At 68.0% G+C, this 16415-nt stretch carries 15 protein-coding genes; 13 read left to right on the top strand and 2 right to left on the bottom strand.

The features are described 5' to 3' along the window. Positions 1-25 precede the first annotated feature (25 nt). On the bottom strand, positions 26-2275 hold the full coding sequence (locus tag AB1281_RS04640; RefSeq protein ID WP_430345179.1) for a TonB-dependent siderophore receptor: 2250 nt from the start codon (positions 2273-2275) through the stop codon (positions 26-28). A 286-nt stretch (positions 2276-2561) separates the two neighbouring features. Between AB1281_RS04640 and AB1281_RS04635 the strand changes: the two genes are divergently transcribed. Next, positions 2562-3977 carry a diguanylate cyclase gene (locus AB1281_RS04635; protein WP_430345178.1) on the top strand — a complete coding sequence of 472 codons (1416 nt, stop codon included), beginning with the start codon at positions 2562-2564 and terminating at the stop codon, positions 3975-3977. Positions 3978-3990: 13 nt separating this feature from the next. Here the strand turns inward: AB1281_RS04635 and AB1281_RS04630 are convergent, their stop codons facing one another. Continuing rightward, positions 3991-5208 (bottom strand): MFS transporter, encoded by a 1218-nt coding sequence (locus tag AB1281_RS04630; RefSeq protein ID WP_430344920.1) that lies wholly within the window; start codon positions 5206-5208, stop codon positions 3991-3993. Between the two features lie 77 nt (positions 5209-5285). Here AB1281_RS04630 and AB1281_RS04625 point away from each other — a divergent pair, with 77 nt between their 5' ends. The 12 genes from AB1281_RS04625 (at position 5286) to AB1281_RS04570 (ending at position 16352) form a co-directional block, all read left to right on the top strand. Continuing rightward, positions 5286-5735: a winged helix-turn-helix transcriptional regulator gene (locus AB1281_RS04625; RefSeq protein ID WP_075674978.1), complete on the top strand. Its 450-nt coding sequence runs from the start codon at positions 5286-5288 to the stop codon at positions 5733-5735. 73 nt (positions 5736-5808) lie between these two features. After that, positions 5809-6936, top strand: a complete 1128-nt coding sequence (locus tag AB1281_RS04620) for a metallophosphoesterase (protein WP_430344921.1) — start codon at positions 5809-5811, stop codon at positions 6934-6936. A 133-nt stretch (positions 6937-7069) separates the two neighbouring features. Next, complete coding sequence (locus tag AB1281_RS04615; RefSeq protein WP_008265770.1) at positions 7070-7753, top strand: response regulator; 684 nt, start codon at positions 7070-7072, stop codon at positions 7751-7753. Next, on the top strand, positions 7750-9129 hold the full coding sequence (locus AB1281_RS04610; protein WP_049446359.1) for a sensor histidine kinase: 1380 nt from the start codon (positions 7750-7752) through the stop codon (positions 9127-9129). The genes AB1281_RS04615 and AB1281_RS04610 overlap by 4 nt, the downstream gene beginning before the upstream one ends. A gap of 80 nt (positions 9130-9209) precedes the next feature. Further along, positions 9210-10046, top strand: a complete 837-nt coding sequence (locus AB1281_RS04605; protein WP_430345177.1) for an alpha/beta hydrolase — start codon at positions 9210-9212, stop codon at positions 10044-10046. A 1-nt stretch (position 10047) separates the two neighbouring features. Further along, positions 10048-10407, top strand: a complete 360-nt coding sequence (locus tag AB1281_RS04600) for an EamA family transporter (RefSeq protein ID WP_006425769.1) — start codon at positions 10048-10050, stop codon at positions 10405-10407. Further along, positions 10404-10802 carry a DMT family transporter gene (locus AB1281_RS04595; RefSeq protein WP_075674983.1) on the top strand — a complete coding sequence of 133 codons (399 nt, stop codon included), beginning with the start codon at positions 10404-10406 and terminating at the stop codon, positions 10800-10802. Before AB1281_RS04600 ends, AB1281_RS04595 begins: the two co-directional genes overlap by 4 nt. 10 nt (positions 10803-10812) lie before the next feature. Beyond that, positions 10813-12021, top strand: coding sequence for a DegT/DnrJ/EryC1/StrS family aminotransferase (locus AB1281_RS04590; protein ID WP_075674984.1), 1209 nt, complete (start codon positions 10813-10815; stop codon positions 12019-12021). 168 nt (positions 12022-12189) lie between these two features. Then, the gene (locus tag AB1281_RS04585; protein ID WP_430345176.1) at positions 12190-12906 is read left to right on the top strand and encodes an MtnX-like HAD-IB family phosphatase; all 717 of its coding nucleotides are present in this window, start codon (positions 12190-12192) and stop codon (positions 12904-12906) included. Positions 12907-12970: 64 nt separating this feature from the next. Next, positions 12971-14371: an aspartate aminotransferase family protein gene (locus AB1281_RS04580; protein WP_014036434.1), complete on the top strand. Its 1401-nt coding sequence runs from the start codon at positions 12971-12973 to the stop codon at positions 14369-14371. 28 nt (positions 14372-14399) lie between these two features. Then, positions 14400-15464 carry a GNAT family N-acetyltransferase gene (locus tag AB1281_RS04575; protein ID WP_430345175.1) on the top strand — a complete coding sequence of 355 codons (1065 nt, stop codon included), beginning with the start codon at positions 14400-14402 and terminating at the stop codon, positions 15462-15464. A gap of 3 nt (positions 15465-15467) precedes the next feature. Next, positions 15468-16352 carry a hypothetical protein gene (locus AB1281_RS04570; RefSeq protein WP_430345174.1) on the top strand — a complete coding sequence of 295 codons (885 nt, stop codon included), beginning with the start codon at positions 15468-15470 and terminating at the stop codon, positions 16350-16352. Positions 16353-16415 lie beyond the last annotated feature (63 nt).

Here is a 16415-nt window from a genome sequence, read left to right as displayed (position 1 = left end):
GCAGCGGACCGACGTCCGCGTGCGGTCAGAACCCGAAGCGCAGGCTGGCCCAGTAGGCGCGGCCCGGCTCGTTGTAGGTCGCCGCGCCGGCATCGCTGCTGTTGGCCTCGCGGAACAGGCGCTTGTCGGCCAGGTTGTTCACGCCGAAGCCGAAGCTGACCGTCTCGGTCACCTTGTAGCGCGCGCTCACGCCCCAGATGTTGTAGGCGCCGCGGTCCTGCAGTGCGATCGACGCATCGCAGCTGCCGGTGCAGCGCGGATCGTTGTTGATGTTGGTGGTGGCCGGCTTCTGCTTGCCGTAGAAGGTGCCGGTCAGCAGCACCGACAGCTTGTCGGTGGCCTGCCAGTCCAGCATCGTGTTGATCGTGTACTTCGGGATCACCGACAGCGGCTGGCCGGTGCTCTTGTTCTCGTTCTCCACCATGTACGTGAAGTTGTTGCTCCACTTCAGGCGGCTGCCCTGCTCGCCCAGCAGCGGAATCACCAGGTTGCCTTCAAGCCCCTGCACGATCGCCTTCGGCGCGTTCTCCCAGCGGAAGATGCGGCCGCGGCCATCGGCGGTCAGGCCGATCTGGTCGTAGCCGGCCTGGATCTTGTCCTTGTAGTCGTTGTGGAAGTAGGTCAGCGACGCCTGCCAGCCGCTCTGCGGCGCCCACTCGATGCCCAGTTCCTTGTTGATGCTGGTTTCGGCCTTCAGGTCCGCATTGCCGCGCATGTAGCAGCCGGCGCCCAGGCTCGGCAGCGCATTGGGGCAGCCATTGCCACGGGTGTAGTAGAGATAGTCCGGATTCGACTGGTACAGGTTCGGCGCCTTGAACGCGCGCGCGATGCCGCCCTTCACCACCCAGTCGCTGTTGATGCGGAACTGCGCATTGAGGCTGGGGCTGGTGTTGTTGCCGAACTGGCTGTGATGGTCGAAACGCAGGCCCGGGGTAACGATCCAGCGCTCACCCAGATAGATGTTGTCTTCCACGAATACAGCGGTGGTCTGTGCATCGGCCTTGCCGCGCGCACGGTCGGCCGACAGCCCCGGGAAGCCGCCGCCGCTGCTGCTGGACTGGCTCATCGAATACGGGTCGGTCAGGCGGCTGTCCAGGTATTCAAAGCCCAGCGTCCAGATGTTCTCGGCGCCACCGAGCGTGGTCGGGAAGCTCACTTCGCCATCCAGCTGGTAGTTGCGCAGGCGCGAGGTCGACCAGTCGGTGCCGTTGAAGCTGCCTTCCGGGCCACCGGCCAGGCCTTCATTGATGCGCGAGTTGTTCACCGCTTCCACTGCGGCCGTCACCCGCGATGTCACATCGCCCCAGCGTCCGCGATGGGTGATCGCGCCGGTATTGCGGTACATGCGGTTGGTTTCCGCCTTGCCCTCGGCCAGGGCGGCCAGGTCGATGCCGGTCGAGGTGCCGGTGGTGCTGACGGCGCGGTCACCGGCGTAGATGTTGCCCTGGCGGCTGGTGCCGGCTTCGAACTCCACCACCTGGTCGGCGGTGATGTCCCAGCGCAGCAACGCGTTGACGTCGCGGTTCTTGACGCCCTCGCGGCCAGCCGGCGGCACCGCGTTCGGGTTGGTCGCGTACTGGCGGTTGAGGTCCAGCGAGTCCGCGTCGGTCTTGTTGAGGTTGCCGTACAGGCGGAACGACAGGGTGTCGGTCATCGGCCCACTGAGCTGCAGGCCGACGCGCTCGCTGCCGCCTTCGGCGCTGTGTTCGGGCACCAGTCCGTACAGATCGACCGCGCCGGTCAGGTCGCCGGTCGGGCGCTTGGTGATGATGTTGACCACGCCGCCGGATGCACCGGAGCCATAGCGCGCCGCCGCCGGGCCGCGCAGCACCTCGATGCGTTCGATCATTTCCGCCGGCACCCAGTTGGTATCGCCGCGCGTATTGCGCTCACCGCTGCGGCCCATGCGCACGGCGTCACGCGCACCGATGCGCTTGCCATCGACCAGGATCAGCGTGTTCTCCGGGCCCATGCCGCGCAGGTCGATCTGGCGGTTGTTGCCGTACTGGCCCGAGGCGCTGTTGCCGGTGAGGTTGACGCCCGGCATGGTGCGCAGCAGTTCGGCGATGTCGTTGGCCGGTGGGCGCTTGGCAATGTCCTCGGCGGTGATGGTCGAAGTGCCCAACGCCTGGCGGGCGATCTGCGAGGCGGTGACATGCACCGTGTCGATATCGGTGGCGTCGGTTTCAGCCTGGGCGGTCAGGGCGCTACCCGCCAGCAGGGCGGCAACAGCGAGCGCCAGCGGGCGCGGCGAAAGGACAACGGCAGGAGACATGATCTGGACCTTCTGGCAGGGCAACGGGGCCTCTGGCAAAGGGCTTGAGGCAACGACGAGGGGGAGGCGGAACAGTCCTGCAGTCGCCTGCGGTCCGATCCGTGCGCGCATTCTCCCATCAATGCGAGTGATTCTCAAATGCGTTCACTCATTGCCGCAGCGACGCCGATGTGCTTTGCGCACCGTGCAACCCTGCACCGCGCGTAAACTGGCCGGCTAACCCGCCATCAACCGTATGCCGCCGCGGCCGATACCCGTGGTTTGCCGTACGCAGTCAGAGATCGACGTGGAACCACCCCAACTGGACGATGCCAGCCAGCCGCTGGCCGAGGCCTGGCAGCACTGCCTGCAACAGGCCGGCCCTGCCGCCACCGCGCTGCTGCACGCCGCCGCCGCCGATGCCCCGCCGACGCTGGCCCAACGCTTCTACGAAGTACTGCTGCAGGACGGGCGTGCACGCCGCTTCCTGTCCCACGAGCAGGTCAAGCAGCGCCTGCAACCGGCCATGCAGCGCTGGCTCGTGCAGCTGCTGACCACCGATGCCGACGGCGTTGCCGCCACCGTTGCCTCGCAGCGGGTGATCGGCGACGTGCATGCCCGGGTCGGCATTCCGGTCGACCTGGTGACCCGTGGCGCACGCGTGCTCAAGCACGAGCTGTTCGTGCGCCTGCGCGATGATGCGCCCGACTGCGCCACCGCGTTCGCCGCCATCGACTGCCTCAGCGCGATCATGGACATCGCCATGGAAGGCATGACCCTGGCCTACACCCACGCCCGCGAGCGCTCCACCCGTGCCGATGCTGCGTACCGGCTGTTCTCGCTGGTGCAGAACGTCGGCACCGAACGCGAGCGCCAGCGCGCGCTGCTGCTGGACTGGGAGAACGCCCTGCTCTACGCGTTGGCCGGTCATGTGCAGGCCAGCGACAGCGCCAGCCTGGCGACATCGGAGTTCGGCCTATGGTTCACCCACAAGGGCATTCCCAGCTTCGGCGAGAGCAGCGAGACCCAGCAGGTCGGCCAGCTGATGGCCCGCATCGACAGCAACCTGCAGCGGGCAAGCCACGATGCTCCAGCACAGCGACTGGCGGTGCTGCCGGCCATCCGCGAGGACCTGGCCGCCATCCGCACGCTGATGACGCTGCTGTTCGAGCGCATCGGTGAACTGGATGCCGGCAGCGATGCACTGACCAACCTGCTCAACCGCCGTTTCCTGCCAACCGTTCTGCGCCGGGAGATCGAACTGGCCACGCGCAACCGCACACCGTTCTCGCTGCTGCTGCTCGACCTGGATCACTTCAAGGCGATCAACGACGGCCACGGCCACGATGCCGGCGACCGCGCGTTGCAGCACGTCGCCGGCCTGCTCGGCCAGCTCACGCGCGGCAGCGACTACCTGTTCCGCTATGGCGGCGAGGAGTTCGTGGTGGTGCTGGTCGCCGCCAGCGAGTCGCAGGCCTCGGTGATCGCCGAGAGCCTGCGCCGGCAGATCGCACACTCGCCGGTGGCGCTGGCCAATGGCCAGGTACTGTCACTGACCGCCAGCATCGGCGTGGCCGGCCATGACGGCCACCCGGACTACGAGCGGCTGATGGCACGTGCCGACGCGGCGATGTACGAGGCCAAGCGCAGTGGCCGCAACCGCGTGGTGGTGGCCAGTGCGGACCTGCAGGAAGCTCCGGGACGGCGCGCACTGCAACGCTGATGGCGCGCCGCCTCTACCGACAGCCGGCACTACCGATACGGGCGCCAGCCGCTGCTTTCACCGCCACCACCCGCCATGTGGCCCACCACAGCAGTGCCAGCAACGCGATGCCTGCACCCAGCAGGCACACGGCAGGCCAGCCATGCCGGGCCTGCATCCAGGGCCCGGCAGCCGCACCGGCACCACTGCCCACCGCATAGAACAGCATGTAGAGCGCCACCAGGCGCCCATGCTGTTCTGCCGGTGCACGCAGCAGCAGCGCCTGGTTCGATACGTGCAGTGCCTGCCCACCGAGGTCGAGCACGATCACGCCCAGCAGCAGCAACGAAAGCGACTGCGGCAGGCCCAGCAGCGGCCACCACGCGGCCAGCATCAGCAGCAACGCGCCAAGACTGACCCGATCGGCGAAACCGCGGTCCATCCAGTGCCCGACCCGCGCCGCCATCAATGCGCCCACTACGCCGGCCAGGCCGAGCGCACCGATGGCCGCGGTAGACCACTGCAACGGAGGCGCCGACAAGGGCATCGGCGCCGCCGCCCAGAATACGTTGAGGCCCGCAAACAGCAGCAACGCCAGCGGCCCACGCTCGCGCAGCGTGCGGTCCCGGCGCAGCATGCCCAGCATCGAACCCAGCAGTGCGGACCAGCGCGGCGGTACCGCCGGTACCGGCACCGCCGGCAGGCGCCGCCACAGCAGCACGGCCAAGGCCGCCATCACCGCTGCCGACAACAGATAGACCGCCCGCCAGCCGATGGTGGCCGCGACCGCGCCCGATACCACGCGCGCCAGCAACAGGCCGATGAACACACCGCCCTGCACCACGCCCACCACGCGGCCGCGCTGCGCCGGCGGCGCCAGCGTGGCGGTATAGGCGATCAGCCCCTGGGTCAGCGCGGTACCCAGCAGGCCGGCCAGCAGCATGCCCGACAACAGCCACGCCGTAGTCCGGGCAGCCGCCAGCCACAGCAGGCCCAGCACCAGCGCCATCAACTGCAGCCGCAGCAGACGTCGCCGGTCACCGCGATCGGCCAACGGCAGCAGGCCAAGCAATGCCAGCACGCTGCCGGCCTGGGTTGCTGCCAGCACTGCGCCCGCCACGGCACGGTCCAGTGCGAAGGCCTGCGCCAGCCGATCCAGCAGCGGTTGCGCGTAATAGACGTTGGCAACGCTGGCGCCGGCCGCGACCGCGAGCAGGATCAGCAATGGGCGGGAAATGAATGGAGCACTCATGATGTAGTTGCAATTTGAAACTTGATGCAGGCTATCGCCATTGGTTTTAAACTGCAACCACATCCGGAGGCCCCAGCATGCACGCCAACAGTCCCTGCCCCGTCGCCCGCAGCGCCGACCTGCTCGGCGACCGCTGGGCGTTGCTGGTCATCCGCGATGCCTTCGATGGCATCACCCGCTTTGGCGACTTCCAGCGCAGCCTCGGCGCGGCGCGCAACATCCTCAGTGATCGCCTGCGCAGGCTGGTCGAGGCCGGCATCCTGCAACTGCAACCGGCCTCCGATGGCTCGGCCTACCAGGAATACGTGCTCACCCACGCCGGCCAGGAACTGTTCCCGCTGCTGGTCGCGCTGCGCCAGTGGGGAGAACGCCATCGCTTCGGCGCCGGTGAAGCCCATTCGCAGTTGATCGAATCCAGCACGCGGCGCCCGCTGCCCTACATGCAGCCGCACGGGCGCGACGGCCAGCCCCTGCCGGCCGCCGCGACCCGCGTGCGCAAGCTCAAGGACGACGGGCGCGGCGCCTGATCCGCCCATTCGCGCACACCACGATCCGGCCGCGCCGGTTAGCATCGGTTGTTTCCGCCGCCGGACGCCGCCGATGCCGCGCTATCGCCCTTCCCTGATGACCGCCCTGCTGCTGCCGCTGCTGGCCTGCAGCACCGGAGCCACGCAGGCCCGCGAGGTTGCCGCGCCCGCCGACCACGTGCCGGCCGATGGCCCCTATGTATTCCGCGAGGGCACGCAGCTGCAGGCCAAGTGGATCTGCGACGACAAGGTCGAGTCGCGCACGCTGGCCACGCAGCCCGCAGGCACCGACATCGCCCCACGCTGCGGCTACGGGCACACCGTGCATGTGGCCGCGCCGAATGCACCTTCGATCTCCGTACTGCCGGCCGCGCCACGCATCGTTGCGCTGTCCGACATCCATGGCCAGTACGGGCTGCTGGTGCGCCTGCTGCGCGCCCACCGGGTCATCGACGCGCAGGACCGCTGGGCACTGGGCAAGGACACCCTGGTCATCGCCGGCGATGTGTTCGACCGCGGCCCGCAGGTGACCGAGGCGTTCTGGCTGCTGTACGGCCTGCAGCAGCAGGCGGCCGCCGCCGGTGGCGCAGTGCACTTCGTGCTCGGCAACCACGAAACCATGGTGCTGTACGACGACCTGCGCTACGTCAACCCGAAATACCTGCGCAGCGCCCAGCTGCTCGGCCGCAGCTATCCGCAGCTGTACGGCACCGATTCGGTGATTGGGCAGTGGCTGCGCACCCGCCCGGTACTGCTGAAGATCGGCGACACCCTGTTCCTGCACGGCGGCATCTCGCCCGAAGCGGTGCAGCTGGCGCTTGACCCGGCGCGCACCAACGCGGCCTACCAGGCGTCACTGGGCCTGCCCAAGGCCGAAGTGAAGGCCGACCCGGCCACCGCACCGCTGTATGACGGCAAGACCAGCCCGATCTGGTACCGCGGCTATTTCGATGGCCGCCTCGACACGGCCGGTGTACAGACCGTGCTCGATCGCCTGCAGCTCAAGCGCATCGTGGTCGGCCACACCTCGATGCCGCACGTCAGCAGCTTCCATGGCGACCGCGTGATCGCCATCGACAGCAGCATCAAGAACGGCGAGAACGGCGAACTGCTGTTCATCGAGGATGGCAGGCTCAGCCGCGGCCTGCTGGACGGCTCACGGGTGCCGCTGGCGCTGGGTGAGCCCGGCCTGCAGGACTGAATGGCGGGACAGCGCGACGGCCCCGGGCGGTGACGTCGCGCTCCACCTTCACCCGGTTTGCGGCTACCCTCGGCAACCGAGAGGCCCGCCCCGTCCATCCGCTGGGCCCGATCGATACAGGAGCCCCCCGCGCATGCGCGTTCTGATTGCTGAAGACGACCCGGACATCGCCTCCGGCCTGTGCGCCTCGCTGCGCCGGCAGGGGCACGTGGTCGACCACGTCGACAACGGCGCGCACGCCGACGCGGCGCTGGGTTCGACCCAGTACGCGCTGCTGGTGCTGGACCTGGGCCTGCCGCAGCTGGATGGCCGCGATGTGCTGCAGCGCCTGCGCCAGCGCGGCGATGGCCTGGCGGTGCTGGTGGTGACCGCCCGCGACGGCCTGGCCGAACGCGTGCGCGTGCTCGACCTCGGTGCCGACGACTACCTGGTCAAGCCGTTCGCGCTGGACGAATTCGAAGCGCGCGTGCGCGCGCAGCTGCGCCGGGTCACCAGCAATGGCAACCCGGACCTGCGCATCGGCCGCCTGCGCCTGGACCTGGCCGGGCACCGCGTGTGGATCGACGATCAGTCGCTGGAACTGACCGCGCGCGAGTTCGGCCTGCTGTCGGCGCTGGCAGTCCGCGCCGAGCGCATCGTGTCGCGCGCGCAGCTGGTGGAGGCGCTGTGCGACTGGGGCCAGGACCTGACCGACAACGGCCTGGACATCGCCCTGCACCGCCTGCGCCGCAAGCTGCAACCCGGCGGCATGGGCATCCGCACCGTGCGCGGGCTGGGCTACATGCTGGAAGACGCGCAGGACGACAGCGCCCCGTGATCAGTGGCCCCCCCAGCCTGCGCCGGCGCCTGCTCGCCTTCCTGGCGTTGCCGATGCTGGGCCTGCTGACCTTCAATACGATCCTGGCCTACTACGTTGCGCTGGACTATTCCAACCGCATCCACGACCGCAACCTGATCGACGACACGCACTCGTTCGCGCAGATGCTGAGCACCATGCCGGTGACCAGCGACCTGTCTCCGCAGGCGCGCTTCCTGATCGAGTACGACCCCGACGGCCATCGCTATTTCAACGTCGACAGCAGCCGCAAGGGCACCCTCAGCGGCAATGCGGACTTCAGCCCGTATGCCCCTTCGCAGGACTGCACCGGCGTGCATCCGGCGCTGTACGACGGCAACCTCAATGGCCAGCAGGTGCGCATGGCCACCGTCTGCACGCAGGCGATGAACGACCCGCAGGACCAGCTGGCGGTGACCGTGGCCGAAAGCATGGCCGACCGCCGCCAGCGTGCACGCGAGATCCTGATGATCATCATCCCGCTGATGACCATGCTGGCGCTGGGCACCGCCGCGCTGGTCTGGTTCGGCGTGACCTACGGCCTGCGCATCCTGACCCCGCTGAGGACCCGCCTGGCGCAGCGCCGCGGCGAACTGGCGCCAATCTCCGATGCCGACGTGCCGGAGGAGATCCAGCCACTGATCAGCACCATCGACGATCTGTTTGCGCGACAGGCGGAAATGATCACGCTGCAGAACCGCTTCATCGCCGATGCTGCGCACCAGCTGCGCTCGCCGCTGGCCGGCATGGCCCTGCACGTGGACCAGGCGCTGGCGCATGGCGACCCGGACACGGTGCGCGAGGCGCTGCAGCACATCCGCCGGCTCAACCAGCGCACTGCGCGGGTCAGCACCCAGCTGCTGGCGCTGAGCCGGGCGCAGACCGTGCCCGATACCGTTGAAGCGCTGGACCTGTGCGAACTGGTGCCGCAATGGGTCGGCATGCGCGTGCCCGAGGCGATCCGCGATGGCATCGATCTGGGCTACCGCGGCAGCCCCCATCCGCTGCGCGTGATCGGCAACGGTGCCCAGCTGCAGGAAGCACTGGACAACCTGATCGACAACGCGCTGCGCTACGCCGGCCGCGATGCGACCGTCACGGTCGGCGTGCATGCGCTGGACGACAATGACGTCGAACTGTACGTGGAGGACAACGGGCCCGGCGTACCCGAGGACGTGATGCCGCGGCTGGGCGAGCGTTTCTTCCGCGCGCCCGGCACCACCGCCAGCGGCACCGGCCTGGGCCTGGCCATCGCCCACGAAGCGGTGGAGCACTTCGGCGGCCGCCTGACCTTCCTCAACCGTGCCGGTGGGGGCCTGAAGGTCGCCATCACGCTGCCCCTGCTGAAGGCCCCCTGACCCGGACCGGGGCGCTGAAAGGCTGGCGAAAATCGCGCTTGCGATCCTGACCATCCCCACTGCCGTCCCGGAGCCGCCAGGTGACCGAATCGCACGACTTCTTCCTCCCCGGTGGCCCGCAGGGCGTGCTGCTGGTCCACGGCCTGACCGGCACCCCGGCGGAAATGCGCATGCTGGGCAAGGGCCTGAACAACGCCGGTTTCACCGTGCACGGCGTGCAGCTGCCCGGCCATTGCGGCACCGTGGATGACCTGCTGGCGACCACCTGGGAACAGTGGTACCAGGGCGTGGAAGATGCGGCGGCGAGCCTGCGTGGCAAGGTCGACCAGCTGTTCGTCGGTGGTCTGTCGATGGGCGCGGTACTGTCGCTGGCGCTGGCTGCACGCCGCCCCGAGTGGGTGTCCGGCGTCGGCGTGTATGGCGCCACCTTCCGCTACGACGGCTGGAACATTCCCGCCGTGGCCCGCCTGTCGTTCCTGCTGCCGTGGTTCAAGCGCTTCAACATCGGCCGCGACCGCATGTTCATGGAAGAACCGCCCTACGGCCTGCGTGACGAGCGCCTGCGCGCGCAGGTCAGCGCCGCCATGCTGTCCGGCGACAGCGCCGCTGCCGGCCTGCCGGGCAACCCCTGGCACGCGCTGGCCGAGATGCGTGCCCTGAGCACCTGGACCCGTCGCCACCTGCATCAGGTCACCGCGCCATGCCTGGTGATGCACGCCCGCGAAGACGATGTGGCCAGCATGGGCAATGCCGAACTGGTGATGTCGCGGGTCAGCGGCCCGAAGGAACTGGTGGTGCTGGAAGACAGCTACCACATGATCACCATCGACCGCGAACGCCGCGACGTGATCCGCCGCAGCGCGCGCTTCTTCACCGAAATCGGTGAACGCAGCGGCGTCCTCAAGGCGGTGGCCTGAGATGGGGGCACTCGCCACGCTGCTGTGGCTGGCCAATGTCGTGCTCGATACCGGTGGCCAGCTCGCCTTCAAGGCCGCCGCCAGCGACCCGCAGGACGGCGAAGGACTGCAACGCTGGAAACACATGCTCAGCCGCCCCTGGCTGTGGATCGGCATCGCCTGCTACGTGCTTGAATTCGTGGCCTGGATCGCGTTCCTGTCACTGGTGCCGCTGTCCAAGGGCGTGCTGCTGGGCTCGATCAACATCGTTGCGCTGATGATCGCCGGCCGCTTCCTGTTCCGCGAGAAACTCACGCCGCTGCGGGTGACCGGCATGCTGCTGGTCACTGCGGGCGTGGCGGTGGTGGGGGCCGGCTCATGAGGCGCCTGTATGTGATCGGTTTTCCGCTGCTGATGGCCTTCGACACGCTGGCCCAGCTGTGCTTCAAGTACGCCGGTGACGCCGCGCTGCCGGTCGAAGCCAATACGGCCTGGCTGCTGCGCGTGCTGTCGCAACCGTGGGTATACGGCGCCATCCTCGGCTACGTCGGCGCGTTCTTCACCTGGATGAGCCTGCTGCGCCATGCCCCGATCGGCCCTGCCTTCGCGGCCTCGCACCTGGAAGTGATCAGTGTGCTGCTGCTGTCGGCGTGGCTGTTGAACGAACCGCTGACCCTGCACCACCTGGTGGGCGCGGTGCTGATCGTGGCCGGCATCGTCTGCCTCGGCCGCGCCGAAGCGGATGACCCGCACAGCCCCGCCGAAAGCACCTCGTGAGCGGGCTGCGATGAGCCTGTTCGCGCGCGAACTGCCTCCGACCGCCGGCCTGCCGATGCAGGCCAGCGACTTCCTTCCCGGTGGCGGCGACCTGCGTGACATCCTGGCCAAACAGCTCGGCACACCGCCGCTGCAGCTGACCTGTTCCGGCACCCACGCGCTGCTGATCGCGCTGCGCACCCTGCGCAAGCGCGCGCCCAAGCGCGATACCGTGATCCTCCCGGCCTACACCTGCCCGCTGGTGCCGATCGCGGTACACAGCCTCGGCCTGCGCGTGCAGCTGTGTGATACCCGCCGCGGCCACTTCGACTTTGATCCGGCACAGCTCTCGCGCCTGGCCGACGCACGCACGTTGGCGATCCTGCCCACGCACCTGGGCGGGCGCATCGCCGATGTTGAACTGGCCGCCGACATCGCACGTGGCGCCGGCGCCTGGGTCATCGAGGATGCCGCTCAGGCGCTGGGCGCCCGGGTCGGCAACAGCAGCGTCGGCCTGCGTGGCGATATCGGATTCTTCAGCCTGGCCGCCGGCAAGGGGCTGAGCCTGCACGAAGGCGGCCTGCTGGTCAGCCGCGATGACGAACTGCGTGCCGCCCTGGCCGAACATGCGGCCGAGCAGGTGCGTTTCAGCCTGCGCTGGGAGCTGCTTCGCAGCGTGCAGCTGCTGGGCCTTGCCGCCTGCTACCGCCCCTCGCTGCTGTCGCTGGTGTACGGCAATCCACTGCGCAGCGCACTGCAACGCGGCGATCTGGAAGAAGCGGTCGGTGACGTTTTCCCGCTGGACATCCCGCAGCACCGGGTCAGCCACTGGCGGCAGAACATCGGCGCCCATGCTGCACGGCGGCTGCCGGCGTTCCTGCAGGCCGGGCGCCTGCGCGCATTGCAGCTGCGCGTGCAGCTGGCACAGCTGCCGGCGGTGGAGGTAGTCGACGGCCTGGCCGGTACCGGCGGCACCTGGCCGATGCTGATGCTGCTGCTGCCCAGCCAGCGCGCGCGCGATGCCGCACTGGACGACCTGTGGCCGCGTGGCCTCGGTGCCAGCCGCATGTTCATCCATGCCCTGCCCGACTACACCTACCTGCGTGGCATCGTGCCGCAGGACGACATGCCGAACGCGCGCGACTTCGCCGCACGCATGCTGACCCTCGGCAACAGCGCCTGGCAGACCCGTGAAGAGACCACGCAGATCCTGCAGGCGCTGGCCGCTGCGCAGCCCTGAAACGGCGGTTTTCAGGGCATTACGCCCATTCAGGAAACTCGATTCCTGAACACTTTCCCCACCCCGCAGTGCAGCCTTTCAACAGGAAAGGAACGAGAAAGGCTACCTGCCTACATTGAGCCTGCCCCGGCACCGTGCCGGATGCCTTTCTCATCGACGGACCTGCCCATGCACTGGAGCATCCTGTGTGACTTCGACGGCACCATCAGCCTCGAAGATGTCATCGACTCGCTGCTGGAGAAGTACGGCCAGCCGGGCTGGCAGGAACTGGAAGACCAGTGGAAGTCGGGAAAGATCGGCTCGCGTGAATGCATGCAGGGCCAGGTGCGGCTGCTGAAGCTGGACCCGGCCACGCTCGACGCACACCTGGACCAGGTAAAGATCGATCCGGGCTTCGCCGCCTTCGTCACCCGCGCCGAGCAGCTGGGCCTGCCGCTGCGCATCGTCAGCGACGGCCTGGACTATGCGATCCACCGCATCCTCGCCAACCATGGCCTGCCGCCGCTGCCGGTGGTGGCCAACCACCTGCGCTGGTGCGAAGACCACTGGGAACTGGAGTCGCCCTACCAGGCCGAAGGGTGCCGTAGCGGTACCTGCAAGTGCACCTGCGCCGCGCAGGCGCGTGCCAACGAAGCACCGCGCGTGCTGATGATCGGCGACGGCAGTTCGGACTTCTGCGTGTCCGAGGATGCCGACTTCGTATTCGCCAAGCGCCGCCTGATCACCCATTGCACCAATGCCGGCATCGAGCATGCCGCCATCGATACCTTCCACGATGCAATCGCACTGTTGCCGCGCTTGCTCGATGGCAGCCTGCTGCAGCCACGTCGCCTCGACGCCAGCCCGCAGCCCGCCGCACTGCCCCTGCTGCTGGCCACCGCCTGAGTACTCCCTTCCAGGCACGCTCCCCCGTTACCCCTTTCGAACGTCCTTCACGGAACCGAACTGCATGAACATTTTTGACAAGAACGCCGATTCGGCTGCCTCCGACGCGCAGCTGCTGGCCGACGAAGCCCGCTACAGCTCCTTCGGCGACACCGTCCACTACGTCGACCCGCCGAAGATCTTCCAGCGCGGCGAAGGCAGCTACATGTTCGACGGTGCGGGCGTGCCCTACCTCGACCTGCAGATGTGGTACTCGGCCTGCAACTTCGGCTACAGCAACAAGCGCCTGAACGACGCGCTGAAGGACCAGATCGACACGCTGCCGCAGGTCGCCAGCCAGTACCTGCACCCGACCCGCGTGCAGCTGGCCAAGACCATTGCCGTGGACATGCACGAGAAGTTCGGCCTCGACGGCCGCGTGCACTTCAACGTCGGCGGCGCGCAGGCCATTGAAGACTCGCTGAAGATCGTGCGCAACGCGCGCGGCGGCAAGAGCCTGATGTTCGCCTTCGAAGGCGGCTACCACGGCCGTACCCTGGGTGCGTCGTCGATCACCTCCAGCTACCGCTACCGCCGCCGCTACGGCCACTTCGGCGAGCGCGCGATGTTCATCCCGTTCCCGTACCCCTTCCGTCGCCCGAAGGGCATGACCCCGGACGAGTACTCCGACCACTGCGTGTGGCAGTTCGAGCGCCTGTTCGAAAGCGAGTACAACGGCGTGTGGGATCCCAAGGTCGGCCAGGCCGAGTACGCCGCGTTCTACGTCGAGCCGATCCAGGGCACCGGCGGCTACGTCATCCCGCCGCGCAACTTCTTCACCGGCCTCAAGCGCGTGCTGGACAAGTACGGCATCCTGATGGTGGTCGATGAAATCCAGATGGGCTTCTGGCGCACCGGCAAGCTGTGGTCGATCGAGCACTTCGGCGTGACCCCGGACGTGCTGGTGTTCGGCAAGGCGCTGACCAACGGCCTGAACCCGCTTTCGGGCCTGTGGGCGCGCGAAGAACTGATCAACCCGACCGTGTTCCCGCCGGGTTCCACCCACTCCACCTTCAACTCCAACCCGCTGGGCACCCGCCTGGGCCTGGAAGTGCTGAAGCTGGGCAAGGAAATGGATTACGAGCGCACCGTGCCGGAAAAGGGCGCGTACTTCCTCGACGGCCTGCGTGGCCTGCAGAAGCGCCACCCGGAAATCGGCGACGTCGACGGCCTGGGCCTGGCCCTGCGTGCGGAAATCTGCCAGACCGACGGCTACACCCCGAACAAGGAACTGCTGGACCGCATGGTCGACATCGGCCTGGCCGGTGACCTGCTGCACGACGGCAAGCGCATGGGCCTCGTGCTCGACGTGGGTGGCTGGTACAAGAACGTGATCACCTTCGCGCCGTCGCTGGACATCAGCTACGAAGAAATCGACCTGGCGATCACCCTGCTCGACCAGGCGCTGACCAAGGCCAAGGGCTGAGGTCGATGCGCTGCCGGTTCCCGTGCCGATGGAGATGACATCACGCGCGTCCAGCACTGCGCTGGAACCGGCCGCGCTGCTGGAGGGCTTCCTGGCCCACCCGCCGCTCGGATTCGAGGCGGGCCGCCTTCCCAGCGGCCTGCCGACCTTCCGTGCGCCGCTGGACCTGACCACCACGATGGATGACGACCTGCGCGGCAAGCTGCTTGGCCTGCCGCTGTCGCGCCTGTGGCGGCCATGGATCACCTGGGAGACCCGCTTCGTCGGTGCCACCAGCACCGAATACACCCCGCTGCCCGCGCACGTCGCACCGGAGGCATTGGCCGAGGATGTGACGCGTCACGCGATCGGCGATACCCGGCTGCTGGTGGTCAAGGACCTGGCGATTGATTCGCCGCTGCTGGACGACGCCGCCAACGCACACAGCGGTGCCTTCCTGCAGGCGCTGCTGGCACGCGGCTTCGTAGAGCTGGAAGGCATGCCGCTGGCCTGGGTGGCCATCGATTTCGATTCGATCGATGGCTATCTCGGACGCCTGTCGTCCTCGCGCCGCAAGAACATCCGGCGCAAGCTGCGCTCGCGTGACGAGCTGCAGATCGAGTGCATCACCACCGGTGATCCGGCCCTGGCCGACCCGCAGCTGCAGGCCGAACTGTATGCGCTGTACCTGGGCGTGTACGCGCAGAGCGCGGTGCATTTCGACCAGCTCGACCTGCCCTATTTCCAGTACCTGCTGGCCGACAGCCTGGGCCAGGGACGCATGTTCCTGTACCGCCACCAGGGCCAGCTGATCGGCTGGAACCTGTGCTACGTGCATGCCGGCAAGCTGGTCGACAAGTACATCGGCCTGGCCTACCCGCAGTCGCGCGAGCACAACCTGTACGCGGTCAGCTGGATGCACAACCTCGAGTACGCGCTGCAGCACGGCCTGAGCCACTACGTGGCCGGCTGGACCGACTCGCGGATCAAGGCCGAGCTCGGCGCCCGCTTCACCTCCACCCGGCACGCGATCCACGCACGCTCCCCGCTGCTGCGCGCTGCCCTGCGCAGGCTGGCCCCGTACCTGCAGGGCGAACCTGATGGAGGCGGTTGAACGATGCCGTTGCGTTCCCCGTTGATCCTGGACCTGGATGGTGGCGTGCTGCCGCTGCCCCAGGCGCAGACCCTGGCCTTGCCGCAGTGGCACGATCCGCTGCGCTTCGCCTGCAGCAATGCCACCCTCGACCGTTTCGCCGCTGAAGTGCTGGCACCGCTGCCGGCCCAGCTCGGCACGGTGATGCTCGGCAGCGGTGATTTCCATCATCTCAGCCTGCCACTGCTGCGTCGCATGCGCGCGCAGGAGCCGTTCCAGCTGGTGGTGCTGGACAACCATCCGGACAACATGCGTTTCCCGTTGGGCATGCACTGCGGTTCATGGGTGAACGCGGCCAGCAAGCTGCCGCAGATCTCGCACATCCATGTGCTGGGCATCACCTCCAGTGACATCGGCCTCGGCCACGCCTGGGAGAACCACTGGCGCCCGCTGATCGGCGGTCGCCTGACCTACTGGTGCATGGACGTGGACGTGGGCTGGGGGCATCGCCTCGGCATGGGCCACGCCTTCCGCCGTTTCGAGCATCCCGAAGCGCTGGTGGCCGCGTTCGCTGCAGAGCAGGCGAAGTCGCCACAGCCAACCTACCTGTCGATCGACAAGGATGTGTTCGCCGAGGACGTCGCCCGCAGCAACTGGGACCAGGGCCGCTTCCAGCTGGAACACGCGCTGGTGGTGATCGAAGCGCTGCGCGCCGGCGGCCTGGTCGGCAGTGACATCACCGGCGAAGTGTCGCTGGCCAACTACCAGAGCCGCTTCAAGCGCTGGCTGTCCTCGCTGGATGGCCAGCCCGACATCAGCGCCGACGATCTGCCGGTGTGGCAGGCACGGCACCAGCAGGTGAACCGCGAACTGCTGGCCGCGATGGCCTCGGTGCCGACGGCCTGCTGACCGCTTCCGTTAATGCCGGCTGCTGGCCAGCGTGGCTTCGGTAGTGCCGGCCGCTGGCCGGCA

The organism is Stenotrophomonas sp. NRRL B-14846, from assembly GCF_050473585.1.
Classification (GTDB): domain Bacteria; phylum Pseudomonadota; class Gammaproteobacteria; order Xanthomonadales; family Xanthomonadaceae; genus Stenotrophomonas.
The sequence above is the reverse complement of the archived record's forward strand: the minus strand, read 5'-3'. Positions and strand labels throughout refer to the sequence as shown.

Excerpts from the sequence above, each read along its gene's own strand:
- AB1281_RS04640 (WP_430345179.1), bottom strand. The coding sequence starts at position 2,275 with ATGTCTCCTGCCGTTGTCCTTTCGCCGCGCCCGCTGGCGCTCGCTGTT.
- AB1281_RS04630 (WP_430344920.1), bottom strand. The coding sequence starts at position 5,208 with ATGAGTGCTCCATTCATTTCCCGCCCATTGCTGATCCTGCTCGCGGTC.
- AB1281_RS04625 (WP_075674978.1), top strand. The coding sequence starts at position 5,286 with ATGCACGCCAACAGTCCCTGCCCCGTCGCCCGCAGCGCCGACCTGCTC.
- AB1281_RS04620 (WP_430344921.1), top strand. The coding sequence starts at position 5,809 with ATGCCGCGCTATCGCCCTTCCCTGATGACCGCCCTGCTGCTGCCGCTG.
- AB1281_RS04615 (WP_008265770.1), top strand. The coding sequence starts at position 7,070 with ATGCGCGTTCTGATTGCTGAAGACGACCCGGACATCGCCTCCGGCCTG.
- AB1281_RS04600 (WP_006425769.1), top strand. The coding sequence starts at position 10,048 with ATGGGGGCACTCGCCACGCTGCTGTGGCTGGCCAATGTCGTGCTCGAT.
- AB1281_RS04595 (WP_075674983.1), top strand. The coding sequence starts at position 10,404 with ATGAGGCGCCTGTATGTGATCGGTTTTCCGCTGCTGATGGCCTTCGAC.
- AB1281_RS04590 (WP_075674984.1), top strand. The coding sequence starts at position 10,813 with ATGAGCCTGTTCGCGCGCGAACTGCCTCCGACCGCCGGCCTGCCGATG.
- AB1281_RS04585 (WP_430345176.1), top strand. The coding sequence starts at position 12,190 with ATGCACTGGAGCATCCTGTGTGACTTCGACGGCACCATCAGCCTCGAA.
- AB1281_RS04580 (WP_014036434.1), top strand. The coding sequence starts at position 12,971 with ATGAACATTTTTGACAAGAACGCCGATTCGGCTGCCTCCGACGCGCAG.
- AB1281_RS04575 (WP_430345175.1), top strand. The coding sequence starts at position 14,400 with ATGGAGATGACATCACGCGCGTCCAGCACTGCGCTGGAACCGGCCGCG.
- AB1281_RS04570 (WP_430345174.1), top strand. The coding sequence starts at position 15,468 with ATGCCGTTGCGTTCCCCGTTGATCCTGGACCTGGATGGTGGCGTGCTG.